This window comes from Serratia sp. JUb9 (assembly GCF_014298095.1).
In the GTDB taxonomy this organism is placed as follows: domain Bacteria; phylum Pseudomonadota; class Gammaproteobacteria; order Enterobacterales; family Enterobacteriaceae; genus Serratia_B; species Serratia_B rhizosphaerae.
Genome location: NZ_CP060416.1, coordinates 1,467,636 through 1,482,791, shown reverse-complemented (window position 1 = coordinate 1,482,791; position 15,156 = coordinate 1,467,636). Strand labels below are relative to the sequence as shown.

The window sequence follows — 15,156 nt, the reverse complement described above, 5'->3', positions numbered from 1 at the left end:
TATGATAGCCAGCTTGCCCGTTCTGTTAACGAGATGACTTAAGATATGTCTTATTCGCAGCAAACTTCTTCCTCCGCCAGCGGCGTGCATTACTTTGCCGAAGGCTGGCGCCTGATTACACGCCCCGGCATTAAACGCTACGTGGTGCTGCCGTTACTGGTCAACGTGCTGCTGATGGGTTCTGCCTTCTGGTGGCTCTTCAGCAAACTCGGCGGCTGGATCCCGCAGATGATGGCGCACGTGCCAGACTGGCTGCAATGGCTCAGCTACCTGCTGTGGCCGATCACCGTCATCTCCGTGGTGCTGGTGGCCGGCTATCTGTTCAGCACCATCACCAATCTGATCGCCGCACCGTTCTGCGGCCTGCTGGCCGAGCAACTGGAAGGCCAGCTGACCGGTAAACCGCTGCCGGACAGCGGCATGGTCGGCCTGGTCAAAGACGTGCCGCGCATTATGGCGCGTGAGTGGCGCAAGCTGGCGTACTACCTGCCGCGCGCGCTGGTGCTGTTTCTGTTGTACTTTGTGCCGGTCGTCGGCCAAACGGTAGCGCCGGTGCTGTGGTTCCTGTTCAGCGCCTGGATGCTGGCGATTCAGTACTGCGACTACCCGTTCGACAACCATAAGGTCAGCTTTGCCGATATGCGCCGCGCCCTGCGGCAGAATAAGGTGCATAACCTGCAGTTCGGCGCGCTGGTCAGCCTGTTTACCCTGATCCCGATCCTTAACCTGGTGATCCTGCCGGTGGCGGTATGCGGCGCCACGGCAATGTGGGTTGACCGCTATCGCCGTCAGTTCGTCGCACATTAATCCCCCCTCCCCTGACCAACGGCCCTGCTTGCAGAGCTGTTGGTCATCGTTTCCCGCCGCCGCAATCGCGCCTTATAACCACATAGCGGCAGCGGTACTGACAAATGCCCCGCCGGATAAACGCGTCAAACACCAATAATTACTTGAATTTACATATAATTTGAAAAAATAACCCTTCTAGCACATATTCTCTAATAACATATCAATATACCAATTCCTTACTTCCCTGCCGGGAGCGTTAGCGTATGCTTTCGACGTTCCCTACATTATTCATAGAGTTAAAGGACGGGCTATGAGCAAGATATATGAAGACAACTCATTAACAATCGGCCATACGCCGCTGGTTCGTCTGAACCGCATCGGTAACGGGCGCATCCTCGCCAAGGTCGAATCCCGCAACCCAAGCTTTAGCGTTAAGTGCCGCATCGGCGCCAATATGATTTGGGACGCGGAAAAACGCGGCATCCTGACGCCGGGCAAAGAGCTGGTTGAACCGACCAGCGGCAACACCGGCATCGCGCTGGCCTACGTGGCAGCGGCGCGTGGTTATAAACTGACGCTGACCATGCCGGAAACCATGAGCATCGAACGCCGCAAGCTGCTGAAAGCGCTGGGTGCCAATCTGGTGCTGACCGAAGGCGCCAAAGGTATGAAGGGCGCCATCGCCAAAGCGGAAGAGATCGTCGCCACCGATCCGGATCGCTATATTATTCTGCAGCAGTTCAGCAACCCGGCGAACCCGGAAATTCACGAAAAGACCACCGGCCCGGAAATCTGGGAAGACACCGATGGCGACGTGGATGTGTTTATCTCCGGCGTCGGTACCGGCGGCACTCTGACCGGCGTCAGCCGTTATCTGAAGAACACCAAGGGCAAGGCCGTTACCACCGTGGCCGTTGAACCGACCGACTCGCCGGTGATCTCCCAGGCGCTGGCGGGCGAAGAGCTCAAGCCCGGCCCACACAAGATCCAGGGCATCGGCGCCGGCTTTATTCCGGGTAACCTCGATCTGGATCAGGTCGATCGCGTGGTGCAAATTACCAATGACGAAGCCATCAGCATGGCGCGCCGTCTGATGGAAGAAGAAGGCATTCTAGCCGGCATCTCCTCCGGCGCCGCGGTGGAAGCCGCCGTCAAACTGACTCAGGAACCTGAGTTCGCCGACAAAACCATCGTAGTGATTCTGCCCTCTTCCGGCGAGCGCTACCTGAGCACCGCGCTGTTTGCCGATCTGTTCACCGAGCAGGAATTACAGCAATAATTCAGGCAGTGCACGAAAAGCTAAAAAAGCACCTCACGGGGTGCTTTTTTGTGGGCTGGATCAAAGTTTATACCCGCCGAAGATTGATTTTACCCGTTGGCTCTAGTATTTAACCCTTCCATTATTTCGGTGCACAAAATTAATCGTCCCCCGCCTCTGATTTGCGCTGAATCGATTTACGCGTTTGTCGCAGCGGCGTAAAACACGGCATAATGGGGAGCGGATTGAAACGACGGCCCGCCGGTACGGTTTTTTTGATCTGGACGGGGTAAAGCGTCGTTTTCTGTTGCATCAAGCCTCGCCCCTGTACCATAGTCAGGCGCTAAACGGACAAGCTAAAGTCGCCCCGCTAGGCTAAACTTTAGCTCCACAATATTAATCCAATAAGTTGGGGAAACATCAATGTTCCAGCAAGAAGTTACTATTACCGCTCCGAATGGTCTGCATACCCGCCCAGCCGCTCAGTTCGTTAAAGAAGCTAAAGGCTTCACGTCTGAAATCACCGTGACCTCCAACGGCAAAAGCGCCAGCGCCAAAAGCCTGTTCAAGCTGCAAACTCTGGGCCTGACCCAAGGGACCGTAGTAACCATTTCTGCTGAAGGCGAAGACGAGCAGAAAGCCGTTGAGCACTTGGTTAAACTGATGGCAGAGCTTGAGTAATCGGCCCGTCTTTTTAGTTAACACCAGTCAAGAGTAAGGTAGGGTTATGATTTCAGGCATTTTAGTATCACCGGGCATCGCTTTTGGTAAGGCTCTCCTGCTGAAAGAAGATGAAATTGTCGTCAACCGGAAGAAAATCTCCGCAGATCTTGTGGAGCAGGAAGTTGCACGTTTCCTGGCAGGCCGCGCCAAAGCATCGGAGCAGTTGGAAGCCATCAAGACCAAAGCCGGCGAAACCTTCGGTGAAGAGAAAGAAGCCATCTTCGAAGGCCACATCATGTTGCTGGAAGATGAAGAGCTTGAGCAGGAAATCATAGCCCTAATCAAAGACGAACTGGCTTCCGCCGACGCCGCTGCCTATACCGTGATCGAAGGTCAGGCGAAGGCGCTGGAAGAGCTGGACGACGAATACCTGAAAGAACGTGCCGCCGACGTGCGCGACATCGGCAAACGTCTGCTGAAAAACATTCTGGGAATGCCGATCGTCGATCTGGGCTCCATTCAGGATGAAGTGATTCTGGTCGCCGCCGACCTGACGCCTTCCGAGACCGCGCAGCTGAACCTGGACAAGGTGCTGGGCTTTATTACCGATCTTGGCGGCCGTACCTCTCACACCTCGATTATGGCGCGCTCGCTGGAGCTGCCGGCCATCGTCGGCACCACCGACGTGACCAAGCAGGTGAAAAACGGCGACTACCTGATTCTGGACGCGGTCAACAACAAGATTTACGTCAACCCGACCGCAGACGTGATCGACGAGCTGAAAGCCGCACAGAACCTGTACATCACCGAGAAAAACGATCTGGCCAAACTGAAGGACCTGCCGGCGATCACGCTGGACGGCCATCAGGTTGAAGTCTGCGCCAACATCGGCACCGTGCGCGACGTCGCCGGCGCTGAACGTAACGGCGCGGAAGGCGTAGGCCTGTACCGTACCGAATTCCTGTTCATGGACCGCGACGCGCTGCCGACCGAAGAAGAGCAGTTCCAGGCATATAAAGCCGTTGCGGAAGCCATGGGCGCACAGGCGGTCATCGTCCGCACCATGGACATCGGCGGCGATAAAGACCTGCCGTACATGAACCTGCCGAAAGAAGAAAACCCGTTCCTCGGCTGGCGCGCGATCCGCATCGCGATGGACCGCCGGGAAATCCTGCACGCACAGCTGCGCGCCATTCTGCGCGCCTCCGCCTTCGGCAAACTGCGCATCATGTTCCCGATGATTATCTCCGTGGAAGAAGTGCGCGATCTGAAGGGCGAACTGGAGACGCTGAAGGCTCAGCTGCGTGAAGAGGGCAAAGCGTTCGACGAAACCATCGAGGTCGGCGTAATGGTCGAAACCCCGGCCGCGGCGGTGATTGCTCACCACCTGGCAAAAGAAGTCGACTTCTTTAGTATTGGGACAAACGATCTAACCCAGTATACTCTGGCGGTAGATCGCGGCAACGAGCTGATTTCTCATCTCTATAACCCGATGTCCCCATCAGTGCTTGGCCTGATCAAACAGGTTATTGACGCATCTCACGCAGAAGGCAAGTGGACCGGCATGTGCGGTGAACTGGCTGGCGATGAACGTGCTACACTGTTGTTATTGGGCATGGGGCTGGATGAGTTCAGCATGAGTGCGATTTCAATCCCGCGCATCAAGAAAATTATTCGTAATACCAATTTCGAAGATGTGAAGGCGTTGGCAGCGCAGGCGTTGGCACAGCCAACGGCGCAAGATCTGATGAACTGCGTGAATAAGTTCATCGAAGAGAAGACACTCTGCTAAACTTCCACGACACTGGAACGCCGCCCAATTAAATGCTTAGGAGAAGATCATGGGTTTGTTCGATAAGTTGAAATCTCTGGTTTCAGATGACAAGAAAGACACGGGCACTATCGAGATCGTCGCTCCGCTTTCTGGCGAAATCGTCAACATCGAAGATGTGCCTGATGTAGTATTCGCTGAAAAGATCGTCGGCGACGGTATTGCCATCAAACCTGCCGGCAACAAAATGGTTGCTCCGGTTGACGGCACTATCGGTAAAATTTTCGAAACCAACCACGCTTTCTCTATCGAATCCGACAGCGGCATTGAGCTGTTCGTGCACTTCGGCATCGATACCGTAGAACTGAAAGGCGAAGGTTTCAAACGCATTGCCGAAGAAGGCCAGCGCGTCAAGAAAGGCGATGTGGTTATCGAGTTCAACCTGCCTCTGCTGGAAGAGAAAGCCAAGTCTACCCTGACGCCGGTGGTTATCTCCAACATGGACGAGATCAAAGAGCTGATCAAACTGTCCGGCAGCGTCACCGTGGGCGAGACCCCGATCATCCGCATCAAGAAGTAATTGCGAATGAGATAAAAACGGCGCCCATCGGTGCCGTTTTTTTATGCCTGCCAACCGGGCACCTTCAGGGTGATCACCAGCCCGCCCTGCTCGCCGTTGCGCGCCTCGGCCTGACCGCCGTGCGCCAGCAACACCTTGCGGGTAATCGCCAGACCCAAACCGTAGCCCTTGCCCGATTTAGGCGAGTTTACCCGCACAAAGGGGTCAAAAATGCTGGACAGTTTGGATTCCTCCACGCCCGGCCCCTGATCGCTCACCACAATATGGAACTGCTGCTCCGCACGCTTTAACACCACCGTCACCCGCTGTCCGCTGCCGGAAAAACGCAGCGCATTGCGCACCACGTTGTCGAGCGCCCGGCGCATCAGCTCGGCGTTGCCCTTCACCGTATACTCATCGTCAGCATTAGCCTGCAGAGCAATCTCCACGCCCGGCACCTGCGCTTCATAGCGCGCATCGTTCACTACCGCCGTCACCAGGCCGTACAGGTCGAAGTACTCCTCACCCGCCTGGTTACTGTTTTCGGCGCGCGACAGCGCCAGCAGTTCGCCGATCATTTTATCCAGCCGCCCGGTTTCGTGCTCAATGCGCTGCAGAGAATTCTCTACGTTATCCGGATTCTGCCGCGCCAGACCGATAGCCAGCTGCAGCCTGGCCAGCGGCGAACGCAGCTCGTGCGACACATCGTGCAGCAGTTCTTCACGCGCGCTGACCAGTACTTCCAACCGTTCCGCCATCGAATCAAAGTCGCGCGCCACCTCCGACAGCTCATCGTGACGCCGCCGCATCGAAGGGAACAGGCGGATCGCCAAATCGCCCTGCGCCAGACGGTCAAACCCGCCGCGCAGTTGACGCATCGGCCGCGTCAGGTTCCAGGCCAACAGTGCGCTAAACAGCAAACCGCCAACCCCGCCGATCCACAGCATCGGCTCCGGGATATGGAACAGATGCCAGCGCCGGTTCATCCGGTATTGGGCGCGCAGGCTTTCCACGTCATAACTCAGCAGATAGCCCTGCCGATCGGCCCCGCGCACCCACTCCACGATTTTTTTCGGCATCCGCCCCGACTCTACCGGCGGTGATAGCTGGCCAACCGGCGGCTGCGACGCCGGCGTCACGCGCAGAAAGCGCCGATCCTCCGCCGGCCAGTCGGCGATCATCGCGTTCAGCGCCGGCATGCCGCCGCTTTGCAGCATCGACACCGCCGAAGTAATCTGCATATTGACCAAACGGCGGGCCAATGCATTCTCCGGCGGCTCCCGGTTGCCGTAAACGGCAAAAGAGATCCACAGTACCTGCATCATGATGATAAAAATCAACCAGTAACCCAGCAGGATTTTCCAGAACAGTCTGCCGCGCATCATGCTTACCTGACGCGATAGCCGATGCTGCGCACCGTTTCAATGCCGAGCGTACAGCCCGGCAGCGCGGCCAGCTTCTGGCGGATATTGCTGATATGCACATCAACGCTGCGGTCGTAGGCCTCCCGAGGTCGTCCCAGGCCTTTCTCCGACAGCTCATCCTTGGACACCACGCGCTCCGGCGAACGCAGCAGCAGCTCCAACAGGTTAAATTCCGAGGCGGTCAGGTCGAAGCTCTGCCCGCGCCATTCGCTGCTGCGGGTCGAAGGGTTCAGGATTAAGTCCCCCTGCACAATTTCAGCGTCGCCGTCCTGCACCTCCGGCTGCTCCTCAAAACGGCGCAGCACGGCGCGCAGCCGCGCCACCAGCTCACGCGGATAGCACGGCTTCGGCATATAGTCGTCGGCGCCCATCTCCAGCCCGATTACCCGGTCAATATTGTCGCCTTTCGCCGTCAGCATAATCACCGGCAGGCGGCTCTTCTTGCGCACTTCACGCAGCACATCGATGCCGCTCATATCCGGCAGCATAATATCGAGGATCATGGCGGTATAATCGCCGGACAGCGCCCCTTCAACGCCGGCTTTGCCGGTCAGCACCAGGCTGGCGTTGAAGCCTTCCGCCGTCAGATATTCACTCAGCATGGTGCCCAATTCGAGGTCATCATCGACCAGTAAGATTTTCATGGTTGCTCCTTCACTTATTTGCGCTATCTTCCCGCCAAATCGCTTACTGCGCAGCCGATTTTACGCAATCCTTACAGTTCAGCCGCCCCGACTAAAGCATAGCCGGCGTGCTAAAAGGCGGAAAAAAACATTGCTGCGGGAAAACGTTCGCCCGGAAAATTCCGGGCGAAGCAAAGGGAGAGAGAAGATAAACGCCGAGGGACAGTCTTAGGAAAACACCCCGGTGGACAAATAGCGATCGCCGCGATCGCAGATAATCGCCACGATCACGCTGCCGGGGTTGGCGGCGGCTATCTGTAACGCCCCCGCTACCGCGCCGCCGGAGCTGACGCCGCAGAAGATGCCCTCACGCTGCGCCAGCTGGCGCATGGTGGTTTCGGCAGCGTCCTGGCTGATATCCAGCACCTGGTCCACCAGCTCCGGGCGGAAAATACCCGGCAGGTAAGCCGGCGACCAGCGGCGGATGCCGGGAATACTGCTGCCTTCCGCCGGCTGCAGGCCGACGATCTGCACCGCGGCATTCTGCTTCTTCAGGTACTCGCCGACGCCGGTAATGGTGCCGGTGGTGCCCATACTGGAGACAAAGTGCGTCACGCGCCCTTCGCTCTGGCGCCAAATCTCCGGCCCGGTGGTGGTGAAGTGCGCATAAGGGTTATCCGGGTTATTAAACTGGTCCAGCACCTTGCCCTGCCCCTGACGCTCCATCTCCAGCGCCAGATCGCGCGCGCCTTCCATCCCCTGTTCGCGGCTGACCAGAATCAGCTCGGCGCCGTAGGCACGCATCGCCGCCTGACGCTCCATGCTCATATTTTCCGGCATCAGCAGCTTCAGCCGGTAGCCCTTCATCGCGGCAATCATCGCCAGCGCGATACCGGTATTGCCGCTGGTGGCCTCAATCAGCACATCGCCGGAGGCAATTTCACCGCGCCGCTCAGCCTGCTGGATCATCGCCAGCGCCGCGCGGTCCTTGACCGAGCCGGCCGGGTTGTTGCCTTCCAGTTTGACCCACACTTCGCTGCCCGTCTCCGTGGCCAGACGTTGTAATTTGATCAGCGGCGTATTGCCGATGTGTTGTTCCAGCGTTGTCACAATCGTTGCCTGTGCATAATGTAATAGGGTCCGGCACTGCCGGACCCTGCTATTTTTCTGATGGGAATTAAAAACTATCAGGCGCTTTTGGCGAGCGCAACCGGTTGTAGCAATTGTTCGCCGGCGTACAGGCGCGCATTCAGGCCGCCGACAAAGTAGCGGCCGCCGCGCACCGGGGTTTCATGGCCTTCCGCCAGCACCACCGTAATCGGCTCCTGATGCCAGCCGAGCGGCTGCACCGTCAACTGCCAGAAATGGCCGCGCGGGCTGACTTCCAGCACCTGGACCGGCAACGGGCAGCGGGCGCTGCTCTCGCTGCTGACTTCCATTTCCCACGGACGCAGGAACAGTTCAACGCTGCCCTGATGCATCGGCTGGAACGCCAGCGGCCATTGGTGCGCGCCGACGAACAGCTGCGAACCACGTATTTCGCCGTTCAGACGGTTCACTTCGCCCATAAACTCCAGCACGAAACGGCTGGCCGGCTCACGCATAATCTCAACCGGCGAGCCGACCTGTTCAATATTGCCCTGGCTCATCACCACAATGCTGTCCGCCACTTCCATCGCCTCTTCCTGATCGTGGGTGACGAATACGCTGGTGAACTTCAGTTCTTCGTGCAATTGGCGCAGCCAACGGCGCAGCTCTTTGCGCACCTGCGCGTCCAGCGCGCCGAAAGGCTCATCCAGCAGCAGGATCTGCGGCTCTACCGCCAGCGCGCGCGCCAGCGCCACACGCTGCTTCTGCCCGCCAGACAGCTGCGAAGGATAGCGGTTGGCCAGGTGCGCCAACTGCACCATTTCCAGCAGCCGCTCAACTTTCTGTTTGATCGCCTGCGCGTTGGGACGTTCGCGACGCGGCAGCACCGTCAGGCCAAAGGCGATATTATCGAACACCGTCATATGGCGGAACAGCGCATAATGCTGGAACACAAACCCCACGCGGCGATCGCGCGCGTGCATCCGGCTGACGTCGGTGCCGTGGAAGCCCAGCTTGCCGCCGCTCTGGCTTTCCAGCCCGGCGATGATACGCAGCAGGGTGGTTTTGCCGGAACCGGACGGCCCGAGCAGCGCCACCATCTCGCCGGAAGGAATATCGAGCGAGATGTCGTTCAATACTTTGGTGCGACCGAAATATTTGCTGATGTTGTTAATCTCAATGCTCATTGGTTTTCCTCCCGCTCGCGGCGTACGTTCTGTCGTTCCAGACGCCATTGCAGAGCGCTTTTCAAAAATAGGGTCACTATCGCCATAATGGTCAGCAACGCGGCGGCGGTAAACGAGCCGACGGTGTTGTAATCCTGTTGCAGCAGCTCAACCTGCAGCGGCAGGCTGTAGGTTTCCCCGCGAATTGAGCCGGAAACCACCGATACGGCGCCGAACTCGCCGATGGCGCGGGCGTTGGTCAGCACCACGCCGTACAGCAGCGCCCAGCGAATATTGGGCAGCGTCACCCGGCGGAACATCTGCCAGCCGGAAGCGCCCAGCAAAATGGCGGCTTCATCTTCCTGGCTGCCCTGGCTGAGCATCATCGGCACCAGCTCACGCACCACAAACGGACAGGTGACAAATACCGTCACCAGCACCATACCCGGCCAGGAGAACATCAGCTGGATGTTATGCTCATCCAGCCAGCCGCCCAGCAGGCCGTTGCTGCCGTAAAACAGCAGATAAATCAGGCCCGCCACTACCGGCGACACGGCAAACGGAATGTCGATCAGCGTCAGCAGCAACTGGCGGCCCGGGAAGGTAAAGCGCGTTACCAGCCAGGCCAGCAGAGTGCCGAAAATCAGGTTAACCGGCACGGTGATCAACGCGATCAGCACCGTCAGCCAGATGGCGTGCAGCATGTCCGCATCCATCAGGTTGCGCCACATTTCGCCGCTACCCTTGGAAAAGGCCTCGGCGAAAATGGAAATCATCGGGATCACCAGCAACAGCAGTGAAAACAGCACGCCAATGGCGATCAGCGCCCATTTACCCCAGTTGATGCGCTGCCGCTGAGCGCCGTTGAAGGCAGAGATATCAGCCATTAGTGCCCCCCAATACGCTTGCCGAAGCGGCTTTGCAGCAGGTTGATGCTAAATAACAGCAGCAGCGACGCCGCCAGAATCACGGAGGCAATGGCGCTGGCCGCCGGGTAATCAAACTCTTGCAGGCGCACAAAAATCATCAGCGAGGTCACTTCGGTCTTCCAGGCGATGTTGCCGGCGATAAAAATCACGGCGCCGAACTCGCCCAGGCTACGGGTGAAAGAAATTGCGGTGCCGGCCAGCAGCGCCGGCGACACCTCCGGCAGCACCACGCGGCGAAAGCTCTGCCAGCGGGTAGCGCCCAGCGTTTCCGCCGCCTCTTCATACTCCGGCCCCAGCTCTTCCAGCACCGGCTGTACGGTACGCACCACAAACGGCAGGCTGGTAAACGCCATCGCCACCGCAATGCCAATCCAGGTAAAGGTGACTTTGATATCAAAGTGCGCCAACCACTGGCCGTACCAACCGGTGGTGGAAAACAGCCCGGCCAGCGTCAGGCCGGCAACGGCGGTCGGCAGCGCGAACGGCAAATCAATCAGGCCGTCCAGCAGCGAGCGGCCGGGGAACCGGTAGCGGGTCAGGATCCACGCCATCAGCATGCCGAACAGCGCGTTGAACAGGCTGGCCACGCCCGCCGCCAGCAGCGTGACCTTATAGGCCGCCACCACCTGCGGGTTGGAAATCACTTCCCAATACTGCGCCAGCGTCATCTGCGACAACTGCATTACCAGCGCACTCAGCGGCAGCAGCAGAATCAAACAGGTATAAAACAGGCTGCTGCCCAGGCTCAGGCCGAATCCGGGCAGTACGCGTTTACTGGAACGGGTTAACGACAACATTACTTACGCCCTGCTGCTAATAACCGATCCAGCTCGCCGCCGCTGGCGAAGTGGATTTTCATCACCTGCGGCCAGCCGCCGAACTGATCTTCAACCCGGAACAGTTTGGTCTGCGGGAACTTATCTTTCGCCGCCGCCATCGCCTGCTCATTGTTAACGCGGTAGTAATAGCCGGTGATAATCTGCTGTGCCGCCGGGCTGTACAGGTAGTTCAGGTAAGCCTTCGCCGCCTGTTCGCTGCCGTTACGCTCAACGTTTTTATCCACCCAGGCCACCGGGAACTCGGCCAGAATATCGACCGGCGGTACGATCACCTGGTATTTGTCTTCGCCGTACTGCTTGCGGATGTTGTTCACTTCCGACTCAAAGCTGATCAGCACGTCGCCGAGACCGCGTTCAACAAAGGTCGTGGTTGCGCCGCGACCGCCGGTGTCGAACACCGCCACGTTTTTCAAAAAGCGGGTCATAAAGGCGCGCGTTTTCTCTGCGTCATTGCCGTCGGCCTGACTGGCCGCGCCCCAGGCCGCCAGATAGGTGTAGCGGCCGTTGCCCGAAGTTTTAGGGTTCGGGAACACCAGCTTCACATCGTCACGCACCAGATCGCTCCAGTCGTGAATGCCTTTCGGGTTGTCCTTGCGCACCAGGAACGCCATGGTGGAATAAAATGGCGAACTGTTGTTCGGCAGGCGCGTCTGCCAGTCGGCGGCGATCAGCTTGCCGCGATCGTGCAGAATCTGTACGTCGGTGACCTGGTTGTAAGTCACTACGTCGGCGCGCAGCCCTTGCAGAATCGCCAGCGCCTGCTTGGAAGAGCCGGCGTGCGATTGTTTGATGGTCAGGTTGTCATCCGGATGCTGCTGGTTCCACTGCTGGATAAAGCCCGGATTCAGCGCGGTAAACAGTTCGCGGGAAACATCATAGGAACTGTTTAATAATTCGGTAGCCGAAACGGTGCCGCTGACCAGCAACGCCGCTGCCAGCCACCCTTTCAGCATCATATGTTTAACCCGCGTCTGTTTCATTTTGCACCTTAATTACTCGATCAATCTGTCGGGTAGCATCCCCGTGCGATCAGTGTATTTATAACTCGGTGCAGATCTGTAACGCTTTTATATACCGTTTGGTGATTTGCAAGCATCAAATGCTATAAGGCAAGAGCGGAGCGGCATGGGGGGCGGGGCTAAAGAGAGGTAACGGGGCCGGCGCTGCGGCCCCGCGGCGGCGCGGCGGCGCGTTACAGCGCCAGCAAACGCGTCAACGACGGTGCAAAGTAATAGCTGCCGCTCACCGCGCGGGTGAAACGCAGCATGGCGTCATGCTTGCCGTCCGTCTCGCCGAACATGCTCAGCAGCTGCTGTTCGATATTATGTAAACGCGCGCAGTAGGCGATAAAGAACAGACCGTGTTTACCGCTGGCGGTGCCGTAAGGCAGGCTCTGGCGCAGAATTTTTAGCCCTTTGCCGTCCTCTTTCAGATCGACGCGGCTCACGTGAGAAGTGTTCGGCCGCGCCTCAGGCGGCAGCTCTTCACTGTCTTGCTTGGTACGGCCGATAATCTGTTCCTGTTGCTCGGTGCTAAAGCGTGACCACTGGCGCAGGTTATGCTCATAGCGCTGTACGAACACGTAGCTGCCGCCGGCGTCCTGCGCGTCGTCTTCACCAATCACCGCCACCTCCGCGCGCTGCTCGCCCTGCGGGTTTTCGGTGCCGTCGATAAAGCCGCTCAGGTCACGCTCCTCCACCCAGCGGAAGCCGTGGGTCTCTTCTTCCACCTTGATGGTGTTGCCGAAGGCCGCCAGCGCCGCCTGAGCCAGGGAAAAGTTAACATCATGACGTAAAGACTGGATATGAATCAGCAGATCGCGCTGCGTTGCCGGCGCCAGACCTTTGCCAAGCGGCGTGAACGGCTTGAGTTCTGACGCGCCCTGACCGTTGGAAAGATCGTGCCAGACGTCGTAACCAAAGGCGACCACCGCCCCCAGTTTGGCGTCAGGGAATTGTTGCTGCAGTTCGCTCAACGTCTGGCAAAACTGCTTGCAGCCCTGACGCAGATCGGCAAACTCCCCCTGAACCATGGCTTCCATAAAAATGGCGAAACGGCAGTGCTCCAGCAGAATACCGCTCTGAACCTGTGTCATGTAGTTACCTCGTTCCTTATTCGCTCACCGCACAGGCGCTGCCCGCGGCGGTTAAAACCAGCCATAATCATACCGCAAGCCGGCAAGATTACCTTGCCTGAACGCAAAGAAAATCGCACACGCCGCCGCAGAATATTTACTGCGGTTTGGCATGCCAGACAATTTTGCTGACCGTCCAGCTCTGCAGCGTATCATCCGGCGGCATAATATCTTTCGGCCCGGCCCACTGGCCGCTGAACAGATAGGTGACGTAGCGGCTCTGGCCGGCGACGCACTCCACCTTGCCGACGTCTTCGCCCTCGCCCGGCTTACAGGCGCCGAAGGCCTTGCTGTACAGCTCGCTGAACGGCGTGCCGAGCTTGCTGCCCCACGCGGTCACCACGTCCTGATCCATCACGTCGACCCGCTGCACGCTGCCTTTCGGCTCGCCGCTGATCACCAGCTTGATGTCGTCGCCGTCCATCGCCTGATAAAAGGCGACGATCTGGCCATTATTAGTACCCATGCCGCTGCGCAGGCGATAATTGCCGTCCAGGCCCTCGTCGATCGCGTGCTCCAGCATTGGCGTGCCGCCGTTAATGCCGCCGACGCCCTTGCCGCTGACTTCCAGACTGCTGCCGAACCAGTTGAACGGCGACAGGCTCGACCAGGAAAAATTGGACATCGTCGAACAGCCGGTCAGCAACAGCGGCAGCCCTAACAACAGCGGGCGAATATTCATTTCGTAGCTCCTTAACATCGGTCGCGAAGGCGCACAGCGCCTCCGGGGTTTATCGCGTTATCTGAACGCCAGCCTCTCACAATGGCTGGCGCTTCACCATCGGTTGCCTGCTTGGAGTGCAGAAAATGCGAAAAGTGCCGCAAACTGATGCGCTACAGCTGCGCGGAATCCGAGAAACAGGCGCGGACGCGACGATTAAACAGAAGATAGCCCAGCGCCAGCGCATCCAGCAGCGCCAGCACCCCGTCAAGCAGCGGCGCGCCGTCTTCCTGCCGCCATACGCCCGCCAGCGAACCGCCCAGCGCCGCCAGCAGCGAAAACAGCAGCACCCAACGCCAGGCGCGCCACAGACGCGGCCATTGCGCCCGGCGTCCGCTGAGCAAAAACGCCAGCGCCGCCGGCAGGCCTAGCGCGATACCGTACCAAAAACGCTGGGTATCAGGGTAAAACAGCGCCAGCATGCTTTCCCCCTGCTGGCGAGAGGCGCCGGCCATCACAAACAGCAGCCAGGTGCGCGCCTGCAAAATTAATACGCCCCAAAACCACAGCGGCAGGCGCAATACGCCGTGGCTGTCGTAATCATCCGGGGAAAAGACGGGTGAAGGCTTCACGGCCGTTTCCTTATTATCCGTTATCGTGCAGACACAGATGGGAGCCCGCACCGGAAATTTCAATCCTGCCCGGCATAAATTCCTGCACTGGCTTAAGAACCTCTTAAGATTGATGTGCTTTACTTATCGCTATCAACTGAGCGACGCCGCATCCCGGCGCGCAAGATTCACTGCAAAACAAAAAGGAAGCTTAACGATGAAAAAACTGACTCTGGCAGCATTAATCGCTCTGTGCAGCACCCCGGTTCTGGCGCAACAGGGCGGTTTCAACGGCCCTGGTTCACAGAACGTTCAGCAGACTCAGCAGGGCGGCTTTTCCGGCCCCAGCGCCTCGCTGACCACGGTCGATAAGGTGAAATCGATGAGCGACGACGCCTGGGTGATGCTGCAAGGCAATATTGAACAGCGCGTCGGCGACGATACTTATACCTTCCGCGACGCCACCGGCACGCTGACGGTGGAAATTGACCACAAACGCTGGAACGGCCAGACCATCACGCCGAAAGACAAGGTGCAGTTGGAAGGTAAAGTCGATAAAGACTGGAGCAACCTGGAACTGGATGTGAAAAACATCAAGAAAATCCAGTAACCGCTGACGGGGCGGCCGGCAGGGCCGCCC

16 protein-coding genes are annotated in these 15,156 nt (G+C 58.3%); 6 read left to right on the top strand and 10 right to left on the bottom strand.

Going from position 1 to position 15,156, the window contains the following annotated elements; translation table 11 throughout:
* Window positions 1-45: 45 nt before the first annotated feature.
* From cysZ to crr, 5 genes are all read left to right on the top strand, one after another.
* Window positions 46-807: a sulfate transporter CysZ gene (cysZ, locus tag HF675_RS06975; protein WP_105232051.1), complete on the top strand. Its 762-nt coding sequence runs from the start codon at window positions 46-48 to the stop codon at window positions 805-807.
* 292 nt (window positions 808-1,099) lie between these two features.
* On the top strand, window positions 1,100-2,068 hold the full coding sequence (cysK, locus tag HF675_RS06970) for a cysteine synthase A (protein WP_105232052.1): 969 nt from the start codon (window positions 1,100-1,102) through the stop codon (window positions 2,066-2,068).
* Between the two features lie 402 nt (window positions 2,069-2,470).
* Window positions 2,471-2,728 (top strand): phosphocarrier protein Hpr, encoded by a 258-nt coding sequence (gene ptsH / locus HF675_RS06965; RefSeq protein WP_000487600.1) that lies wholly within the window; start codon window positions 2,471-2,473, stop codon window positions 2,726-2,728.
* Window positions 2,729-2,774: 46 nt separating this feature from the next.
* On the top strand, window positions 2,775-4,502 hold the full coding sequence (ptsI, locus tag HF675_RS06960; protein WP_105232053.1) for a phosphoenolpyruvate-protein phosphotransferase PtsI: 1,728 nt from the start codon (window positions 2,775-2,777) through the stop codon (window positions 4,500-4,502).
* Between the two features lie 49 nt (window positions 4,503-4,551).
* A complete protein-coding gene (gene crr, locus HF675_RS06955; protein ID WP_004936467.1) occupies window positions 4,552-5,061 on the top strand; it encodes a PTS glucose transporter subunit IIA in 510 nt (169 codons plus the stop codon).
* A 41-nt stretch (window positions 5,062-5,102) separates the two neighbouring features.
* On the opposite strand, the gene HF675_RS06950 is transcribed toward crr, so the two are convergent.
* The 10 genes from HF675_RS06950 to HF675_RS06905 all read right to left on the bottom strand — a co-directional run bounded on the left by HF675_RS06950 (window position 5,103) and on the right by HF675_RS06905 (window position 14,537).
* A complete protein-coding gene (locus HF675_RS06950; protein WP_105233465.1) occupies window positions 5,103-6,422 on the bottom strand; it encodes an ATP-binding protein in 1,320 nt (439 codons plus the stop codon).
* A gap of 5 nt (window positions 6,423-6,427) precedes the next feature.
* Window positions 6,428-7,108 (bottom strand): response regulator transcription factor, encoded by a 681-nt coding sequence (locus tag HF675_RS06945; protein WP_105232054.1) that lies wholly within the window; start codon window positions 7,106-7,108, stop codon window positions 6,428-6,430.
* A gap of 207 nt (window positions 7,109-7,315) precedes the next feature.
* The gene (cysM, locus tag HF675_RS06940) at window positions 7,316-8,197 is read right to left on the bottom strand and encodes a cysteine synthase CysM (protein WP_187044317.1); all 882 of its coding nucleotides are present in this window, start codon (window positions 8,195-8,197) and stop codon (window positions 7,316-7,318) included.
* 77 nt (window positions 8,198-8,274) lie between these two features.
* Window positions 8,275-9,363, bottom strand: coding sequence for a sulfate/thiosulfate ABC transporter ATP-binding protein CysA (gene cysA, locus HF675_RS06935; RefSeq protein ID WP_105232056.1), 1,089 nt, complete (start codon window positions 9,361-9,363; stop codon window positions 8,275-8,277).
* Complete coding sequence (gene cysW / locus HF675_RS06930) at window positions 9,360-10,229, bottom strand: sulfate/thiosulfate ABC transporter permease CysW (protein WP_187044316.1); 870 nt, start codon at window positions 10,227-10,229, stop codon at window positions 9,360-9,362. The genes cysA and cysW overlap by 4 nt, the downstream gene beginning before the upstream one ends.
* Complete coding sequence (gene cysT, locus HF675_RS06925; RefSeq protein ID WP_105232058.1) at window positions 10,229-11,068, bottom strand: sulfate/thiosulfate ABC transporter permease CysT; 840 nt, start codon at window positions 11,066-11,068, stop codon at window positions 10,229-10,231. Before cysT ends, cysW begins: the two co-directional genes overlap by 1 nt.
* Window positions 11,068-12,090, bottom strand: coding sequence for a sulfate ABC transporter substrate-binding protein (locus tag HF675_RS06920; protein WP_187044315.1), 1,023 nt, complete (start codon window positions 12,088-12,090; stop codon window positions 11,068-11,070). The genes cysT and HF675_RS06920 overlap by 1 nt, the downstream gene beginning before the upstream one ends.
* 212 nt (window positions 12,091-12,302) lie before the next feature.
* Window positions 12,303-13,205 carry a Dyp-type peroxidase gene (locus HF675_RS06915; RefSeq protein ID WP_105232060.1) on the bottom strand — a complete coding sequence of 301 codons (903 nt, stop codon included), beginning with the start codon at window positions 13,203-13,205 and terminating at the stop codon, window positions 12,303-12,305.
* A 136-nt stretch (window positions 13,206-13,341) separates the two neighbouring features.
* Window positions 13,342-13,926 carry an RpoE-regulated lipoprotein gene (locus HF675_RS06910; RefSeq protein ID WP_105232061.1) on the bottom strand — a complete coding sequence of 195 codons (585 nt, stop codon included), beginning with the start codon at window positions 13,924-13,926 and terminating at the stop codon, window positions 13,342-13,344.
* Between the two features lie 152 nt (window positions 13,927-14,078).
* Window positions 14,079-14,537, bottom strand: coding sequence for a DUF2919 domain-containing protein (locus HF675_RS06905; RefSeq protein WP_187044314.1), 459 nt, complete (start codon window positions 14,535-14,537; stop codon window positions 14,079-14,081).
* A 196-nt stretch (window positions 14,538-14,733) separates the two neighbouring features.
* On the opposite strand from HF675_RS06905, the gene HF675_RS06900 reads away from it, so the two are divergent.
* Complete coding sequence (locus HF675_RS06900; RefSeq protein WP_105232063.1) at window positions 14,734-15,126, top strand: YgiW/YdeI family stress tolerance OB fold protein; 393 nt, start codon at window positions 14,734-14,736, stop codon at window positions 15,124-15,126.
* Window positions 15,127-15,156 lie beyond the last annotated feature (30 nt).

Excerpts from the sequence above, each read along its gene's own strand:
- HF675_RS06945 (WP_105232054.1), bottom strand. The coding sequence starts at position 7,108 with ATGAAAATCTTACTGGTCGATGATGACCTCGAATTGGGCACCATGCTG.
- HF675_RS06915 (WP_105232060.1), bottom strand. The coding sequence starts at position 13,205 with ATGACACAGGTTCAGAGCGGTATTCTGCTGGAGCACTGCCGTTTCGCC.
- cysT (WP_105232058.1), bottom strand. The coding sequence starts at position 11,068 with ATGTTGTCGTTAACCCGTTCCAGTAAACGCGTACTGCCCGGATTCGGC.
- ptsI (WP_105232053.1), top strand. The coding sequence starts at position 2,775 with ATGATTTCAGGCATTTTAGTATCACCGGGCATCGCTTTTGGTAAGGCT.
- HF675_RS06910 (WP_105232061.1), bottom strand. The coding sequence starts at position 13,926 with ATGAATATTCGCCCGCTGTTGTTAGGGCTGCCGCTGTTGCTGACCGGC.
- HF675_RS06950 (WP_105233465.1), bottom strand. The coding sequence starts at position 6,422 with ATGCGCGGCAGACTGTTCTGGAAAATCCTGCTGGGTTACTGGTTGATT.
- crr (WP_004936467.1), top strand. The coding sequence starts at position 4,552 with ATGGGTTTGTTCGATAAGTTGAAATCTCTGGTTTCAGATGACAAGAAA.
- HF675_RS06900 (WP_105232063.1), top strand. The coding sequence starts at position 14,734 with ATGAAAAAACTGACTCTGGCAGCATTAATCGCTCTGTGCAGCACCCCG.
- cysK (WP_105232052.1), top strand. The coding sequence starts at position 1,100 with ATGAGCAAGATATATGAAGACAACTCATTAACAATCGGCCATACGCCG.
- cysW (WP_187044316.1), bottom strand. The coding sequence starts at position 10,229 with ATGGCTGATATCTCTGCCTTCAACGGCGCTCAGCGGCAGCGCATCAAC.
- ptsH (WP_000487600.1), top strand. The coding sequence starts at position 2,471 with ATGTTCCAGCAAGAAGTTACTATTACCGCTCCGAATGGTCTGCATACC.
- cysA (WP_105232056.1), bottom strand. The coding sequence starts at position 9,363 with ATGAGCATTGAGATTAACAACATCAGCAAATATTTCGGTCGCACCAAA.
- cysZ (WP_105232051.1), top strand. The coding sequence starts at position 46 with ATGTCTTATTCGCAGCAAACTTCTTCCTCCGCCAGCGGCGTGCATTAC.
- HF675_RS06920 (WP_187044315.1), bottom strand. The coding sequence starts at position 12,090 with ATGAAACAGACGCGGGTTAAACATATGATGCTGAAAGGGTGGCTGGCA.